Raw genomic sequence first — 17,820 nt, 5'->3', positions numbered from 1 at the left:
AATAACTAAGAATCAATCAGATAAGGATATGTCTCATTACGAAGCACCTATACGAAAGCCTCTAGTTACCGGTAACAAAAGCTATCACGATGTGACTGTTGATGTGGCTGCGCCGGTTGAAGGAAGGGCTAACAAATCCTGGTGGATAGTTTTTTCTATCTCCCTTGTGGCCTTTCTCTGGGGTGTAGGATGTATAGTTTATACCATTTCCACAGGTATTGGTACCTGGGGACTAAATAAAACAGTAGGCTGGGCCTGGGATATCACCAACTTTGTTTGGTGGGTAGGTATTGGTCACGCCGGTACACTTATCTCGGCGGTATTATTGCTGTTCCGTCAAAAATGGAGAATGGCCATTAACAGATCTGCAGAGGCGATGACGATCTTCTCGGTAATGCAGGCGGGACTTTTCCCTTTAATTCACATGGGACGTCCATGGTTAGCTTATTGGGTACTTCCAATTCCTAACCAGTTTGGATCCCTTTGGGTGAACTTTAATTCGCCCCTGCTTTGGGATGTATTTGCGATCTCTACATATCTTTCTGTATCACTGGTATTCTGGTGGACAGGATTGCTGCCTGATTTCGCAATGATCCGTGACAGAGCGATCACTCCCTTTACAAAAAGGGTGTACAGTATACTTTCTTTCGGATGGAGTGGACGCGCCAAAGACTGGCAGCGTTTTGAAGAAGTGTCTCTGGTACTTGCAGGACTTGCAACGCCACTGGTACTTTCTGTACATACTATTGTATCTTTTGACTTTGCAACATCGGTAATCCCGGGATGGCACACCACCATTTTCCCTCCTTACTTTGTTGCAGGTGCGATATTTTCAGGGTTTGCAATGGTGAACACCCTGCTTATTATCATGAGGAAGGTATCTAATCTTGAAGACTATATTACTATTCAGCATATCGAATTGATGAATATTGTGATCATGATCACAGGTTCTATCGTGGGTACTGCTTATATTACAGAGCTTGTTATCGCATGGTATTCGGGTGTAGAATACGAACAGTACGCATTTCTTAACAGGGCTACCGGACCTTACTGGTGGGCATACTGGAGTATGATGACCTGTAACGTGTTCTCTCCGCAGTTCATGTGGTTCAAGAAACTGCGTACAAGTATCATGTTCTCATTCTTTATCTCGATCGTCGTGAATATCGGGATGTGGTTCGAGCGTTTTGTAATTATCGTGACTTCGCTTCACCGTGATTACCTTCCGTCTTCGTGGACCATGTTCTCTCCAACATTTGTGGATATTGGGATTTTCATAGGTACTATTGGATTCTTCTTCGTATTGTTCCTTTTATATGCCCGTTCGTTCCCTGTGATCGCCCAGGCTGAAGTGAAGACCATTCTTAAGGCTTCCGGAGAAAAGTATAAAAAACTTAGAGCTGAGCATGGTGATAATGTGGTATACCATGAGCATGAAACTTACGGTAAGAATCCTGCCCGAAATGTTGAAGAAGGAATTCATAACAAGATCGATGATAGTGATGATGACAATTCCGATAATACCAGTCAGGCTCATGAAGAGACCGTTAATGTAGACGGAATTGTTATATCTGAAGTGATGAAAGATCGTATTGATGAAATGCTTGCGAGAATAGGAACATTTGACCCTGAAACTCAAACAGCAGACGATCTAACCAGGCTTAAAAATGTAGGACCCTTGCTTCAGCAGCACCTGCACCAGGTTGGTATCTATCTATTCGATCAGGTTAGCAAACTAAAAGAAGAGGATTTTGAATTGCTTGATGAAGTGATCGAAAACTTCCCTATACAAGAAAATAGAGAAGGATGGGTAGCTCAGGCAAACAAACTAAAAAATAAATAATCAGGATGGCATCTAAAGTTTTACACGCTATTTACAGAGATGACGATCTGCTTTTACAGGCTGTGAAGCAGATTCGTGAAGCACGCTATCATATTGGTGAGATCTACTGCCCATTCCCTGTTCACGGACTGGATAAGGCCATGGGACTTGCCCCAACAAGATTAGCCATCACATCTTTTCTGTATGGACTGGTTGGATTAGCCGTTGCAATCGCAATGATGAATTTTATCATGATAGAAGACTGGCCTCAGGATATCGGAGGTAAACCAAGTTTCAGTTTCTTTCAGAACATGCCGGCTTTTGTGCCAATTATGTTTGAATTAACTGTATTCTTTGCTGCTCACCTTATGGTGATCACTTTCTACATGAGAAGTAAACTATGGCCTTTTAAGAAAGCTGAGAACCCTGATGTAAGAACTACAGACGATGTGTTCCTTATGGAGGTGGATGCTGCCAATCATAATGTGGAAGACCTTACAGACTTTTTATATAAGACTGGAGCTTCTGAAATTAAATTAATAGAATAATAAATAGTGATAATGAGAAGTTTGTTCCATAAAACTATAGCATTGTTTCTTCTTGGCTTTACAGTTGTGTCCTGCCAGGATAAAGATGATCCTAACTATCAGTATATGCCAGATATGTATGAGCCTGTAAGTTATGAGACTTATGGTGAGTACAAGGTTTTTGAGAATGGGCAGGAAGCTAAACTTCCGGTAGAAGGAACAGTGGCCAGAGGCTGGATGCCTTACGAGTATCAGAACAATGTTCAGGATGCTGCTGAAGCTAAAGCTAATCTTACCAATCCTTTGCCTTATACTGAAGACAATCTGAACGAAGGTAAGCAGCTTTACACTATTTATTGTGCCGTTTGCCACGGTGATAAAGGTGCCGGAAAAGGAATACTGGTTGAACGTGAAAAGATCCTTGGTGTTCCTTCGTATGACGATGCAGGACGTGCAATTACTGAAGGTAGTGTGTATCATGTAATGTATTACGGTCTTAACAATATGGGTTCATATGCCTCTCAAACCTCTATTGAGGAGCGCTGGCAGATCACTCATTATGTGATGAGTCTTAAAGATCAACTGGAAGGTAATCCGGAAAGGGAATTTGAAGAGGAAACTTCTGCCAAAACTAATCTTTATCCGTCAAAAGCTGATGCCGATTTATATCAGGATGCAGGTGAAGAAGACTCAACTATGGAAAACGAAAACGGGCAGGAAACTGCAAACAACCAAACCGAAACTCAAGAATAAAGATTTAGATCTATCGATATGTATACGTTATCCAGTAAATTAAAATTAACAGCGATCATTTTTATGATTGTTGGCGCAATAGGTCTCATTTACGGATTTATCGCTGCACCGGAAACAGTAGAGGATGTCAAGGAAATGATGGCTTCTGAACATCATGGTGAAGAACATGCAGGGGTAGAATCTTCTGAAATTAATGTAGAACAATTACCGGGTGAAGGTATTTCTGAGGAACATGCCGAAGAAACCCATGCCGCAGCTGAAGGCGGACACGGCGAAGAAGCCGCTCATGATAATGAACACTATGAGCATGTGCTTCATCAGTTACAGAACAAGCCATGGTCAGCACTATATGTGGCAGCTTTCTTTTTCTTTATGATCTCACTTGGGGTACTTGCATTCTATGCAATACAGTATGCAGCCCAGGCAGGGTGGTCTCCTGTATTATTCAGGGTAATGGAAGCGATCACTGCTTATCTGTTACCTGGAGGAATTATAGTATTTGTGCTTTTAATGCTTTCTGGCTTCCACGTTAACCATTTGTTTATCTGGATGGATCCTGAAGTAGTGGCTCATGATGAAATAATCCAGGCAAAGACTGCTTATTTGAATGTTCCTTTCTTTTTGATAAGAGCTGCGATCTATCTTGGTGGATGGATCTTGTTCAGACATCTGCTTAGAAAGAACTCGCTTAAGATGGATGATGCTACAGATAACACATACTTTAAAAAGAACTTTAAACTGGCAGCAGGATTCCTTGTATTCTTTATAGTAACAGAATCTATGATGTCATGGGACTGGATCATGAGTTTAGATCCGCACTGGTTTAGTACCTTATTCGGATGGTTCGTATTTGCCAGTTTATTTGTGTCTGGGATTACTACCATCGCTATTATAAGTATATATCTTAAGTCAAGGGGATATCTTGAATTTGTGAATGACAGTCATATTCACGATCTGGCTAAATTCATGTTCGGAATAAGTATTTTCTGGACCTATCTATGGTTTTCTCAATTTATGCTTATCTGGTACTCCAATATACCGGAAGAGGTTGTTTATTTTATCACAAGAATGGAAGATTATCCAGTACTTTTCTGGGGAATGCTTGTAACTAACTTTATTTTCCCTGTTCTTTTACTTATGAACAGTGACTACAAGAGAGTGAACTGGTTTGTGATCATGACAGGAATTATAATACTGGCCGGTCATTACCTGAACGTTTTTGTACTGGTAATGCCTGCAACTGTTGGAGAATCCTGGTTTATAGGTGTTTCTGAAATAAGTGCCGTATTGTTGTTTGGAGGATTTTTCTTATTCGTAGTTTTCAACGCACTTACAAAGGCGCCTTTGCTTGTAAAAGGAAATCCTTTCATCAAGGAAAGCAAGCATTACCATTATTAAAAAGATTGATTGTTTAAAGAAGATTTTATAAAATGACCGTATTTTTAGTAATAATCGTACTAGCACTTCTGGCCGTAACAGGTTGGCAGATCTCCAAGATCTTTGAAATGTCTAAGAGGCCAGATGCTGATACCTCGCAGATAGCAAACGATAAGGATAACAAGCTGAATGGTATCCTGATGCTTGCCTTTGTTATTTTTCTTTATGTGATTACCATTTACTGTTTCTGGGAATATGGTAGGTTCTACCTTCCTGAAGCAGCTTCTGAACACGGGTCTGAATATGATACGCTGATGTTCGTTTCCATTGCACTTATCATGGTAGTGCAGGTGATCACCCAGGGACTTTTACATTTCTTTGCATTTAAATATAAAGGCGAAAAAACTAAGAAAGCCCTTTTCTTTGCTGATAATGATAAGCTTGAATTCGTCTGGACCATCATTCCGGTGATCGTCCTTGCTGGACTTATTATTTACGGTCTTTTCACCTGGAGTGATATTATGAATGTGAATACCGAAGAAGATCCTATGATTGTGGAGGTATATGCATACCAGTTCGCGTGGAGAGCAAGATATGCAGGTGAAGATAATACTTTAGGGAAAGCTAATGTAAGATTTATAGAAGGCGTTAACCAGTTAGGTGTGGATGAGTCAGATTCTTACGGAAAGGATGATAAGATCGTTACCGAACTTCATTTACCGGTAGATAAACCGGTCTTGTTCAAGTTCCGTTCTCAGGATGTACTTCACTCCGCTTATTTCCCATTTTTCAGGGCACAGATGAATGTTGTTCCCGGAATGATCACTCAATTCGGGTTTACTCCAACCATTACTTCTGAAGAGATGCGCCAGAGTGAATATATGGTTGAGAAAGTACAGAGTGTGAACGAAGAGAGACAGGAGAGAAATGAAGAATTAATCGCTAATGGAGAACCAACACTGGATCCATATGAATTCGAATACTTCCTTCTATGTAACAAGATCTGCGGTCAGGCACATTATAATATGCAGATGAAGATAGTTGTTGAGTCTGAAAAGGATTTTAATGCATGGCTGGAAGAACAGCCTACCTTTGGTAGTGTGATGGCCGATCAGAGCAAGGATGTCGATCGTCCTGAAGATACCAGTGGAAGCGAGTCTCCGGCATCAGAAGGAGAAGAAGATGCAGAAGGTGAAGATAATACTAACGAGCAGTCACAGGAGAGCGAAGCGGTGGCCGTAGTGGAAAAAAATAACTAAGATTAAGATAAAGAATTAGAGATATGTCAGCAATTGCAAACGCACCGGCACACGATCATCACGACGATCACGGACATCATCATAAAGAGACTTTTATAACAAAGTATATTTTTAGTCAGGATCATAAGATGATTGCCAAGCAATATCTTATAACCGGACTTATAATGGGGGTCATAGGTATCGCAATGTCGATATTGTTCCGTATTCAGCTGGCCTGGCCGGAACAATCGTTCTGGGTCTTTGAAGCCCTTCTTGGAAAATGGGCTCCAGATGGGGTTATGACGCCAAGCATTTATCTTGCACTCGTAACCATTCACGGTACTATAATGGTATTCTTTGTTCTAACAGCTGGTCTAAGTGGTACTTTTAGTAACCTTTTGATTCCATTGCAGATAGGTGCAAGGGATATGGCATCTGGTTTCCTTAACATGGTATCTTACTGGTTGTTCTTCCTTTCTAGTGTGATTATGCTTAGCTCATTATTTGTTGAAGCTGGTCCTGCATCGGCAGGTTGGACAATTTATCCGCCGCTTAGTGCTTTGCCACAGGCAATTGGTGGATCTGGTACCGGGATGACGCTTTGGCTGGTGTCTATGGCTATCTTCATTGCATCATCGCTTTTAGGTTCACTAAACTATATAGTTACTGTAATAAACCTTAGAACCAAGGGAATGTCTATGACCAGACTTCCACTTACGATCTGGGCGTTCTTTGTAACTGCAATAATAGGGGTGGTTTCATTTCCGGTTTTGCTTTCAGCTGCGCTTCTTTTGATTATGGACCGTAGTTTTGGGACTTCATTCTTTCTTAGCGATATCTTTATTCAGGGAGAGGTTTTGAGTCACCAGGGAGGTTCACCGGTATTGTTTGAGCACCTTTTCTGGTTCCTTGGTCACCCGGAGGTATATATTGTAATTCTTCCGGCACTGGGGATAACCTCAGAAATTATTGCAACAAACTCACGTAAACCTATCTTTGGTTACCGTGCGATGGTTGCATCCATACTTGCGATCGCATTCCTTTCAACGATAGTATGGGGTCACCATATGTTCGTTTCCGGTATGAACCCGTTCCTTGGATCGGTATTTACCTTTACGACTTTATTGATTGCAATTCCATCCGCAGTAAAAGCATTTAACTATATAACCACCTTATGGAAGGGTAACCTCCAGATGAACCCGGGAATGTTGTTCTCTATCGGACTCGTTTCTACTTTTATCACGGGTGGTCTAACAGGTATTATCCTTGGAGATTCTACCCTGGATATTAATGTTCATGATACATACTTCGTGGTAGCTCACTTCCACCTGGTAATGGGTATCTCTGCCCTGTACGGTTTGTTTGCCGGGGTTTATCACTGGTATCCGAAAATGTTCGGTAGAATGATGAATAAGAACCTTGGGTATATTCATTTCTGGGTAACAGCAGTAGGGGCTTACGGAGTTTTCTTCCCTATGCACTTTATAGGGATTGCCGGACTTCCTAGACGTTATTATACAAATACCAATTTCCCTTACTTTGATGATTATGCAGATGTAAATGTTATCATCACTGTGGCGGCTATCATTACTGCAGCAGTTCAGCTGGTGTTCCTTTATAATTTCTTTGGTTCGATTTTCTTCGGAAAGAAAGCCGTTCAGAATCCATGGAAATCTAACACACTTGAATGGACTACTCCGGTAGAGCATATCCACGGAAACTGGCCTGGAGCAATTCCTTCGGTTTATCGTTGGGCTTATGATTACTCCAAGACCGGTGAGAACGGAGATTATGTGATAAAAGGACAGGACTTTGTTCCACAAACGGTTCCTTTACAGGATAAAGAAGAGGAGCTTAATCATTAAGCAAGACCTAATTTAATATATCAAGGGCTATTCATAGAAAAGCCCTTTTTTATTTATTCTAGGAGAATAAATACCCCGTGGATTTCTTGTTAGTAAATGCTGTAAAGTTTAAAAATCTCGCCCTTTTGAATGCTCTGGGGGCCTTCCCCGAAGAAATTCATATTATAAATATAACCAGTAATTCAGCTTCAGGTTGATACTCCTGTACCTTGGTTCAAAGGAGTTATTTGAAAGGTAATTATCGTTATAAACAAGAAAAATATCCGATAGTGGAGCAAAGCGCCACTGCAGCCTCGAATTTATCCCGAAATTATTTTCCAGATTGCTATACTGGATTAGAGTTGCCCAAAATAGGGACTTACTAAAGGTAATATCAAATTTGCTTCCTATTAGCCAGATATCATTATCAGAATATGGTTCGGGCATGTCAATCTTATCATATCTTGCCTCCAGGGACATGAGATAATTTGGCTGAATTCGCAGGTTCACCTTGGCCTCCTGAGTAAATTTTTCTCCATTATAGAACTTTCCATAATTGCTTTCGAGTTCATAGAAAAAGATCTTTCTGCTATTACTTCTGTATTCAATCTCCCCACTCGTATAATGGTAGTCAGTGAAGGCAGGTAAAGCTTTATTTCCGGTGCCAGAAGGGTCAAATTCAGAAAATAGAAAAGTATATCGGTTGAATAGCTTTGCAGAAAACTGGCTAGTATTTGTAAATTCAACGTTCCATAAACCAATCATGTTATAATCGGTTAGCTTATAATTTAAATCAGGTTTCCAGATCACTAATGGTATAAAGCTTATATTATGTTGAACGACCTTTTCGTGAGCAGGGAAAATTAAATGTTCAATTTCGGGATCAATTCTAAGAATTCCTTTCCTGGGTATAAATCCGAGATCCGAATTAAAATTTTCTCCTACATAAAACCCGCTGCCACGTATCCTCCATCGAAAACTATTATAATTGAGTCTTAATCCTGTAGAAAAATCATTCTTATGAAGCCCTGGAGTAAAGGATTTATGGATATATGCATTTCCTGCCCAGGTGTTATCAAGGGTTCCAAGGTTGTAATCGAGGCCGACTAACCGGTTATACTCATCTTCCGGATTTATATAATCTTCATTAGAAGTATTCTGTCTGTTTAGGAAGATCGCACTAATATTGGAACGTTCAAATACCCGATGCTGAAGGGCGACTACGGTGTGATTGTTAGCCCCAATATCGAACTGCTTTTCTTCATTTGTCTGTACATTGAGCAGGCCTATTCTAAAATCGTTCGTAAGTTTCCCGCTAAGCCTGGCTCCCGCAAGAATATCGATCTGACGATTGACTCCCAGGGAGTCGCGAGCAATGCCTATTCGTCTCGAAAAGAAAGGGTTCGCTTCTCCAGGATTTCCGAAATTTCCAAAAAGGTCACTGTTCTCAATAAAGAACTGTCTTCTTTCGGGTAAATTTACTTCAAATCGTGTAAGGTTGGTTACCAGATTATCGGCTTCAACCTGGGAGAAGTCAGGATTAAAAGTCAGATCAAGGTTTAGACTGTTTCCTATACTTAGCTTGGCATCACCACCGGCTTTGAAATCATTAAGATCCTTGTCATTTTCAAAATCCTTACTATGGATCCCTGTCACATAAGGAATCAGTGAGATAGGAGTTTTTGAATTTGTAAGAGGTTTTTCAAAGATCATGTCTCCCATATAAGAGAGATTGAAAATAAACTGGTTACGGGGGATCCTTATCCAGGTATTACGCTCATTGCCCTGTGTATCGAACTGATAAGAATTGAATCGCCATTTTTTAGTGCCTTCAGTGAATTTAAAAGAACTCATTGGGATCGCCCATTCGCTTATATAGAATTCCTTATATATTTTCGTCTGAGCAGTCCACTTCACATCCCAGCTGGTTGTAAAGCCTCTTAAACTGGTTCCTCCACCTGAAACAAGGGCTTCTCGTCGTACCCCGGCAGGATTTACACCAAAAAGGAATGCGTTGGCTCCGTCATTAAAAGTATCGAACATTAATGTGATATTGTCACTTCCCCCTGCTCTAAAATCCCTTCTAAGGGAAGGAATAACGAAGTCCTGTCCCTGAACATATACTTTGATTCCTACATATAGCATATTTTCATTATAAAGCATTCTGATTTCCGACTGATTTTTGGCCTGAATACTATCTGATGGGAAATACTGCCAGAAATCGCTGGCAGGTTCAGCCTGCTCCCAGACGGGTTCATCAAGAATACCATCAATAGAAATCGGCGTGTTCACATACTTTACGTGAAACTCTTTAGTTTGCGAAATAAGACAGGTAGGAAGAAGGAGTATTAGACAGAGACTAAGTAGTTGTTTCATTATTGTGATTATCGGGAATACGAAAATACTAATTCAAATCCTTAATGTCTAATTATAGTTTTCGTCAGCGCTTATCGTCCAATTTGTATATTTGTTTTATGAATGAGAACCTTGATCCAACAGGAGAGAATTTTTCAGCGGAAGAATTTGATATTGAGAGAGCCTTACGTCCGCTAAGTTTTGACGATTTTGCAGGACAGGAGCAGGTGCTTGAAAATCTTCAGGTATTTGTTCAGGCGGCAAACCTGAGAGGTGAAGCCCTGGACCATACACTTTTTCACGGCCCCCCGGGATTGGGAAAAACCACGCTTGCACATATTCTTGCGAATGAATTGAATGTTGGGATAAAGGTCACTTCAGGTCCTGTTTTGGACAAGCCGGGAGATCTGGCCGGTTTACTTACCAATCTGGAAGAAAGGGATATTCTTTTTATAGATGAGATCCATCGTTTAAGTCCTATTGTAGAAGAATATCTCTATTCTGCAATGGAGGATTACAGGATTGATATTATGATCGAAACGGGTCCGAATGCAAGAACCGTTCAGATCAATCTGAATCCTTTTACACTTATAGGAGCGACCACAAGGTCTGGATTGCTAACCTCTCCCATGAGAGCCAGGTTTGGGATCTCCAGCCGCTTACAGTATTATACTACCGAATTGCTTTCGGGAATCGTAGAAAGAAGCGCTGATATTCTAAAAGTTCCTATCAGCCAGGAAGCTGCGATCGAAATTGCAGGAAGAAGCCGGGGCACACCCAGGATCGCCAATGCTCTATTAAGAAGGGTAAGGGATTTTGCGCAGATCAAAGGGAATGGCAGGATAGATATCGAAATTGCCAGATTTGGGCTTAAAGCCCTGAATGTGGATACCCATGGACTGGATGAGATGGATAATAAGATCCTGGCCACTATCATCGATAAATTCAAAGGAGGCCCGGTTGGAATAACTACTTTGGCCACCGCGGTAAGCGAGAGCGCCGAAACCATTGAAGAAGTTTATGAGCCTTTTCTGATTCAGCAGGGATTCATTTATAGAACTCCCCGGGGCAGAGAGGTTACCGAGCATGCCTATAAACATCTTGGGCGAATTAAAGGCAGTTCTCAGGGAGGCCTGTTTGATCAGTAAATTTGTATTGATCAGATTTTAAATTTTTATAAAATCTGAAAGGTCTATTGTTGCCGCAGAAACATAATAAATGAAAAAAGAAAGCAATATTCCCGAAGTCTCATTGTTTCGTTTTCTGAGACATTCTACCAATATTGTAAAGAATCCACTTCCGTTCCATCATAAGAATTTTGAGGAAAAGGGAGATACTTTCCGGCTGAATATAGGTCTGGCCAGATCAGTTATCTTTTCAAGGGACGCGGGTTTACTGGAATATGTTCTGCAGAAAAATCAGAAGAATTATATAAAGTCTGAGATACAGACGAAAGATCTTGCGAAATATGTGGGCAAAGGTTTGCTTACTTCAGACGGGGACCACTGGAGAAAACAACGGAAGCTTATTCAGCCTGCATTTCATAAAAAGCAGCTTGCAAATCTCCTCGAATCAATAAGGGAAGCGATTCTTACGGAATTTAATAAGATCAAAACAAATAGTAAGATTGATGTATTTCCGGTATTCAATGATCTGGCTTTTCAAACGGTTGTAAAATCGCTTTTTAGCAGTGCTGTAAATCAGGAAGAGATCAACCGGCTTCAGTTCATTACGGAGTCTGCACAGAAAATGCTGGTAAGGGAATTACGACAGCCTTATTTACGCTGGTGGTTCAAAGCTAGCGGTAAACTTGATAAATATCTTCGCTTAACTGCAGAATCCAGGGAAATCCTGAAGCGAATTGTTAATGAGAGGCGCGAATCGCAGGAACAATATGGTGACCTTCTGGATATGTTACTGGAAGCGAAATATGATGATGGCAGTATCATGGATGATGAGCAACTTATCGATGAGATCCTGATCCTTTTTGTAGCCGGCCATGAAACCACATCAAATGCGCTTAGTTTTATTGCCCAGCTGCTGGCCCTTCATCCCGAATGGCAGCAAAGATTATATGAGGAATCTCAAGAAAATATGGGAAGTGATCTCATGCACCTGGTTACACGGTCCCCATTAACCCAGCAGGTGATAGAAGAAGGAATGCGCTTATATCCACCGGCTTATTTTATAGACCGGGTGAATCTTGAAGACGATCAATTTAAAGGAATGAAATTTAAAGCCGGCTCCAACCTGCTGTTCTCGTTGTATGAGATCCACAGGCATCCTTCTCTTTGGAAAGAACCTGATGAATTCATGCCACAGAGGTTTGAAGAAGCTGGAAAGAAATACTCCTCTAAATATTTTCCTTTTGGTGCCGGTCCCAGGAAATGTATAGGCAATAATTTTGCGATGTTCGAGATGATCATTGCCATAGCCGAGCTTATCTCCCGCTACCAAATCTTACCTGTTACTAACAGGATAGAGATCACGCCTCTAATTACCTTAAAGCCAAAGAATGCTTATTTAAAATTTATAAGAAGAGAATAGATTTTCTTATGATCCATAACTGCTATAAACCAGATGTGCTTAAACAAGTGTTAATGATATATTGTAAATAGTTATAGCCCAAATTTTTATATAAATTGTTTCTTCAATACAGGGACAAGAAGCAATTAATATGAAAGATTATAACATCCCGGTAAGATTAGAAAAGTTTGAAGTGGATTATGATTTCGGTATTCATGAAGTCAATGATCATACCATCCCGTATTGTCTCTTAAATCTGAAAATACCAGACAAGGTCATCACTCCCTTCCCAAGAATAGGACATCTGGTATTAAATTTCTATTGCGGCGGTAGTTATAAAAACAAATTTCTAAATTATTCCGGGTCTCAAGCTGTTTCAAATAGGTTATACATTGCCGGTCTATTTACTGATGGTGCGCTTCATTTGGAGCAGGAAGGTGATTGTAAAGGCTATGCTATTAGAATGCATCCTGTAATAGGTTACTATTTTCTTAAGGTGCCAATGTGGGAGATCACTAACAGACAGGTAGAGATTACCAGTATTATTTTAAATAGCAAAAAAAGTATGGAGCTTCGCAATGCGCAAAAAAATGAAAGGATCGATTCTATAGACCATAAAATTCTTCAGGAGTTCTTAAGCACCTATCTTCCCAAAAAGGAAAGCTACATTAATGATCCTATATATCATGCTGTAAATAAAATCATTCAGTATAAGGGTTGTGTTAAGATAAATGAACTTGCTCAGGAATACTGTATGAGCCATCGGAATTTTAGCAGAAATTTCCTCCTGAAGGTGGGAATTTCAGCCAGCGCTTATGCTAAGATCTGGCAGATGGAAAATGCTATGAGACTGATAATGGAAAATCCAAAATCCAGTTTATCTGAAATAGCCTTTCGTGCGGGGTATTATGATGTTGCGCATCTGGCGCATGATTTTAAAGAAAAGGCCGGAATATTACCTACTTCATTCCGCCGAAATGATAATCCACTGATAGAAACCTATCTTACTACACAAAGTAAAAATCATTAATGGCGTGTTTGTACAGTAATTTATTTATTAAAGAATCATAAATTGAACTTTCCATTTTTGATCACGGCCAAAATTTAAAAATTGCTTATCAAAAGACGTTCAGTAATTAATCATTAGTAGGGGTGTTAATTTGTAAGACCGTGATCCTAGAAGCACTTTTATTTTAAGACAATAACCTTAATAATCTTTGATTATCCGCTTTGGGGGGCGCATAGTAGATTGTTAAGGTTATTATTATTGTTTAAAAACCGGACTACACTTATTCTTAGAAGATTATGATCGTTTATTTAATGCATTATGTATAACTTTTTTTAAAATACCGGAGGCCTTACCCGGTTTTACTAGATAAGCTTTCATATTTTTACTAACTTTTTTGAGGTACAATGAGTATCCAACAAGGTTAGTTTAAATGAATTTAAAAAGAAGCCATTCTGAATTAATTAAATCTGAAGCTAAACGCCTCGGCTTTCTTTCCTGCGGAATTTCCAAAGCTGAATTTCTTGAGGAAGAAGCGCCCCGGCTTGAAAACTGGCTGAACAATAATATGCATGGGGAAATGCGCTATATGGAAAACTATTTCGATAAGCGTCTCGATCCAACCAAACTGGTCCCCGGTTCCAAAAGTGTGATCTCCTTGTTATTGAATTATTATCCGCATGAACTTCAGAATGAAGATTCCTATAAGATTAGTAAATATGCTTACGGCAGGGATTATCATTTTGTGATCAAGGATAGATTGAAAGAATTACTATCCAGCCTTCAGGATGAAATTGGTGATTTCCATGGCAGGGCATTTGTAGATTCCGCTCCGGTTCTGGATAAAGCCTGGGCTGCTAAAAGCGGATTGGGCTGGATTGGGAAACACTCTAATCTGCTTTCAAAACAAACCGGGTCATTTTATTTTATTGCTGAACTTATTGTAGACCTTGATCTGGAATATGATACTCCTGTGACCGATCATTGTGGAAGCTGCACTGCATGTATAGATGCCTGTCCAACAAACGCCATCGTGGAACCATACAAAGTTGACGGGAGTAAATGTATTTCCTATTTCACCATAGAACTAAAGGACGAATTGCCAGATTCTTATAAGTATAAATTCGATGACTGGATGTTTGGTTGTGATGTTTGTCAGGATGTGTGTCCCTGGAATCGTTTTTCAAAGCCTCATAATGAGCCTTTGTTCAATCCACATCCCGCTCTTCTTGAAAATGATAAGAAGGATTGGGAGGAGATCACCCGGGAAACATTTAATGAGATATTCCGGAAATCTGCCGTGAAACGTACCAAATTTGAAGGTTTAAAAAGAAATATCAGCTTTTTGAAAGAATAGATTTCTATTTAGCTTCAGCCTTACTACCTTTGTTAATCAGCCAAATAATTGAATTATGAGTAATACTTCCAGAAAGAGAAGAGAGGCACTGGTTTATCACGCTAAACCGAAGCCGGGAAAAATAGAAGTTGTACCAACTAAAAAATATGCTACGCAAAGAGATCTTTCTCTGGCGTATTCACCCGGTGTAGCCGAGCCCTGTCTGGAGATAGAAAAGGATAAGGAAAACGCTTATAAGTATACTACTAAAGGAAATCTGGTAGCCGTTATTTCCAACGGAACAGCGGTTCTTGGACTGGGCGACATAGGTCCAGAAGCATCCAAACCTGTGATGGAGGGGAAAGGTTTACTCTTCAAGATATTTGCGGATATTGATGTTTTTGATATCGAAGTCGATACCAAAGATGTGGATAAATTCATTGAAACAGTTAAGAATATCGCTCCAACTTTTGGAGGTATCAACCTTGAAGATATTAAGGCTCCAGAAGCTTTTGAGATCGAACAGCGATTAAAGGCTGAGCTGGATATCCCGGTAATGCATGATGACCAGCACGGGACTGCAATCATTTCAGCGGCAGCACTTTTAAATGCCCTGGAACTGGCAAAAAAGAAGATCGAAAAAGTGAAGATCGTGGTGAGTGGTGCTGGTGCAGCTGCGGTTTCCTGTACAAAACTGTATAAGTCATTCGGAGCTAAGGCTGAGAATATCGTGATGCTAGATAGTAAAGGGGTGATCCGAAAGGACAGGGATAATCTTTCCGAAGAAAAAACTGAATTTGCAACGGACCGAAAGATCGACACCCTGGAAGAAGCCATGAAGAATGCCGATGTGTTTGTAGGGCTTTCTATCGCCGATATCGTTTCTCCTGAAATGCTTAAGAGCATGGCAAAGAGGCCTATCGTTTTTGCAATGGCGAATCCGAATCCGGAAATAGATTATGAGCTGGCCATGAAAACCAGAAAAGATATCATAATGGCTACGGGGCGTAGCGACCACCCTAACCAGGTGAATAATGTGCTTGGATTTCCATTTATCTTCCGCGGAGCTCTGGATGTTCGTGCCTCGAAGATCAACGAAGAAATGAAAAAGGCCGCGGTCAAAGCCCTGGCTGAACTTGCCAAAGAAGCCGTGCCGGAACAGGTGAACATCGCCTATGGTGAAACCCGACTTAATTTTGGTCCGGATTATATAATCCCAAAACCTTTTGACCCCAGACTTATAGCCAAGGTACCACCGGCAGTTGCTAAGGCTGCCATGGATAGCGGGGTGGCAAGGCAGGGTATTCAGGACTGGCAAAAATATGAAGAAGAGCTTCTTGAGAGAATGGGTAACGAGAATAAGATCACTCGTTTGCTAATCAACCGTGCTAAGACCAATCCTAAGCGTATTGTATTTGCTGAAGCCGATCATCTTGATGTTCTAAAGGCTGCTCAAATCACGAGGGATGAGGGAATTGGTATCCCGATTTTGTTGGGAAGAAGAGAAGTAATAAAAGAACTGATGGCAGAGATCGATTTTGAAGAAGAAGATGTCTTGATCATCGATTCGAAATCTGATGAAGAAGAGGAACACCGTAAGACTTACGCTCAGAAATACTGGGAAACCCGCCACAGAAATGGCGTTACCAAATATGATGCTGAAAAATTAATGCGTGAACGCAACTATTTTGCGGCTATGATGGTGAACGAGGGTGATGCTGACGCGCTGCTTTCTGGTTATTCCAGGGCTTATCCCACTGTGGTAAAACCAATGCTGGAACTTATCGGGATGGCCAAGGGTGTTTCAAGGGTCGCGGCAACCAATGTGATGAATACCTCCAGGGGACCTTTGTTTATCAGTGATACCTCCATAAATATAGATCCGCCGGCAAAGGATCTTGCCAAAATTGCGCAGATGACGGCCCGCACCGTTCAGCTATTCGGGATGGAACCGGTGATCGCGATGATTTCCTATGCTAATTTTGGTTCATCTAAAGATCCCAGGGCTAAAAAGGTGAAAGAGGCAGTGTCTTATTTACATAGATTTCATCCTGAACTGATGGTAGATGGAGAATTGCAGGCAGATTTTGCCTTGAACCGTGAGATGCTTCAGAGCAAATTCCCTTTTTCAAAACTAGCCGGAAAAAAAGTGAATACACTTATTTATCCCGATCTGGATTCAGCTAACAGCACCTATAAGCTTATCAAGGAGCTTAATAATGTAGATTCCATAGGGCCTATCATGATGGGAATGAAGAAGCCGGTGCACATTTTACAGCTTGGGGCAAGTGTGGAGGAAATGGTGAACATGGCTGCTGTGGCTGTTGTGGATGCTCAGGAAAAAGAAAAAAAAACCAAGAAATAGGGTTAATATACCGGACTAAAGGCTGAACCTGATTTCGGCCTTTGGTTTATTTTACTACATTTGAGTTGAATACAAGTTTTTTTCATGATTCATCATCTAAAGGGGCAATTAATTGAAAAAAATCCAACTTATGTTGTAATAGATTGCAACGGAGTTGGATATACGGTAAATATTTCACTCCATACCTATTCACTAATCTCCGATTCTGAATCGATTAATTTATATACTTACCTGCAGGTAAAAGAAGACGCGCATACTTTGTATGGTTTTGCTGAAAAGTCTGAAAGGGAGATATTCAAGTTGCTTATTTCCGTTTCAGGAGTTGGGACCAGTACGGCCCGAACCATGCTTTCTTCGCTTCATCCCAAGGAAGTGTCCGAAGCGATTGCTACTGGTGATGTGCCAACCATTCAAAGTGTAAAAGGAATCGGTGCGAAAACCGCACAAAGGGTGATTCTTGACCTTAAGGATAAAGTGCTGAAGGTGCTTGGAGATGGTGAAGTTTTCGTGTCTCAAAACAATACTAACAAGGAAGAAGCGTTATCTGCTTTAGAGATCTTAGGCTATAACAGGCGTCAGGCCGGCAAGGTTGTAGACAAGATTTTGAAAGAGAATCCCGAATCTACCGTAGAATCTATTATAAAACTGGCTCTAAAAAAGCTGTAAGTAAA

At 40.6% G+C, this 17,820-nt stretch carries 13 protein-coding genes; 12 read left to right on the top strand and 1 reads right to left on the bottom strand.

Features of this window, described 5'->3' with window-relative positions; all coding sequences use genetic code 11:
* Positions 1-28: 28 nt before the first annotated feature.
* From nrfD to LU635_RS07890, 6 genes are read left to right on the top strand one after another with little or no spacing between them, the layout of a single operon-like run.
* Positions 29-1,843, top strand: coding sequence for an NrfD/PsrC family molybdoenzyme membrane anchor subunit (gene nrfD / locus LU635_RS07915; RefSeq protein ID WP_240097918.1), 1,815 nt, complete (start codon positions 29-31; stop codon positions 1,841-1,843).
* Positions 1,844-1,848: 5 nt separating this feature from the next.
* Positions 1,849-2,370, top strand: a complete 522-nt coding sequence (locus LU635_RS07910) for a DUF3341 domain-containing protein (protein ID WP_240097916.1) — start codon at positions 1,849-1,851, stop codon at positions 2,368-2,370.
* Positions 2,371-2,382: 12 nt separating this feature from the next.
* Positions 2,383-3,102, top strand: coding sequence for a c-type cytochrome (locus tag LU635_RS07905; protein WP_240097914.1), 720 nt, complete (start codon positions 2,383-2,385; stop codon positions 3,100-3,102).
* An 18-nt stretch (positions 3,103-3,120) separates the two neighbouring features.
* Positions 3,121-4,500, top strand: a complete 1,380-nt coding sequence (locus LU635_RS07900; RefSeq protein ID WP_240097912.1) for a quinol:cytochrome C oxidoreductase — start codon at positions 3,121-3,123, stop codon at positions 4,498-4,500.
* A 32-nt stretch (positions 4,501-4,532) separates the two neighbouring features.
* The gene (locus LU635_RS07895; protein ID WP_240097910.1) at positions 4,533-5,738 is read left to right on the top strand and encodes a cytochrome c oxidase subunit II; all 1,206 of its coding nucleotides are present in this window, start codon (positions 4,533-4,535) and stop codon (positions 5,736-5,738) included.
* Positions 5,739-5,761: 23 nt separating this feature from the next.
* Positions 5,762-7,582: a cytochrome c oxidase subunit I gene (locus LU635_RS07890; protein ID WP_240097908.1), complete on the top strand. Its 1,821-nt coding sequence runs from the start codon at positions 5,762-5,764 to the stop codon at positions 7,580-7,582.
* Between the two features lie 162 nt (positions 7,583-7,744).
* Here the strand turns inward: LU635_RS07890 and LU635_RS07885 are convergent, their stop codons facing one another.
* Positions 7,745-9,937, bottom strand: a complete 2,193-nt coding sequence (locus LU635_RS07885; RefSeq protein WP_240097906.1) for a DUF5916 domain-containing protein — start codon at positions 9,935-9,937, stop codon at positions 7,745-7,747.
* 98 nt (positions 9,938-10,035) lie between these two features.
* Between LU635_RS07885 and ruvB the strand changes: the two genes are divergently transcribed.
* The 6 genes from ruvB (at position 10,036) to ruvA (ending at position 17,815) form a co-directional block, all read left to right on the top strand.
* A complete protein-coding gene (gene ruvB, locus LU635_RS07880) occupies positions 10,036-11,064 on the top strand; it encodes a Holliday junction branch migration DNA helicase RuvB (protein WP_240097904.1) in 1,029 nt (342 codons plus the stop codon).
* Between the two features lie 70 nt (positions 11,065-11,134).
* Positions 11,135-12,463 carry a cytochrome P450 gene (locus tag LU635_RS07875; protein WP_240097902.1) on the top strand — a complete coding sequence of 443 codons (1,329 nt, stop codon included), beginning with the start codon at positions 11,135-11,137 and terminating at the stop codon, positions 12,461-12,463.
* Positions 12,464-12,593: 130 nt separating this feature from the next.
* Positions 12,594-13,472 carry a helix-turn-helix domain-containing protein gene (locus LU635_RS07870; protein WP_240097900.1) on the top strand — a complete coding sequence of 293 codons (879 nt, stop codon included), beginning with the start codon at positions 12,594-12,596 and terminating at the stop codon, positions 13,470-13,472.
* Positions 13,473-13,881: 409 nt separating this feature from the next.
* Positions 13,882-14,805: a tRNA epoxyqueuosine(34) reductase QueG gene (queG, locus tag LU635_RS07865; RefSeq protein ID WP_240097898.1), complete on the top strand. Its 924-nt coding sequence runs from the start codon at positions 13,882-13,884 to the stop codon at positions 14,803-14,805.
* Between the two features lie 55 nt (positions 14,806-14,860).
* On the top strand, positions 14,861-17,149 hold the full coding sequence (locus LU635_RS07860; protein WP_240097896.1) for an NADP-dependent malic enzyme: 2,289 nt from the start codon (positions 14,861-14,863) through the stop codon (positions 17,147-17,149).
* 84 nt (positions 17,150-17,233) lie between these two features.
* Positions 17,234-17,815, top strand: a complete 582-nt coding sequence (gene ruvA, locus LU635_RS07855) for a Holliday junction branch migration protein RuvA (protein WP_240097894.1) — start codon at positions 17,234-17,236, stop codon at positions 17,813-17,815.
* Positions 17,816-17,820: the final 5 nt, after the last annotated feature.

This window comes from Christiangramia crocea (assembly GCF_022410465.1).
Classification (GTDB): domain Bacteria; phylum Bacteroidota; class Bacteroidia; order Flavobacteriales; family Flavobacteriaceae; genus Christiangramia; species Christiangramia crocea.
This window is presented reverse-complemented; position numbering and strand designations above follow the sequence as displayed.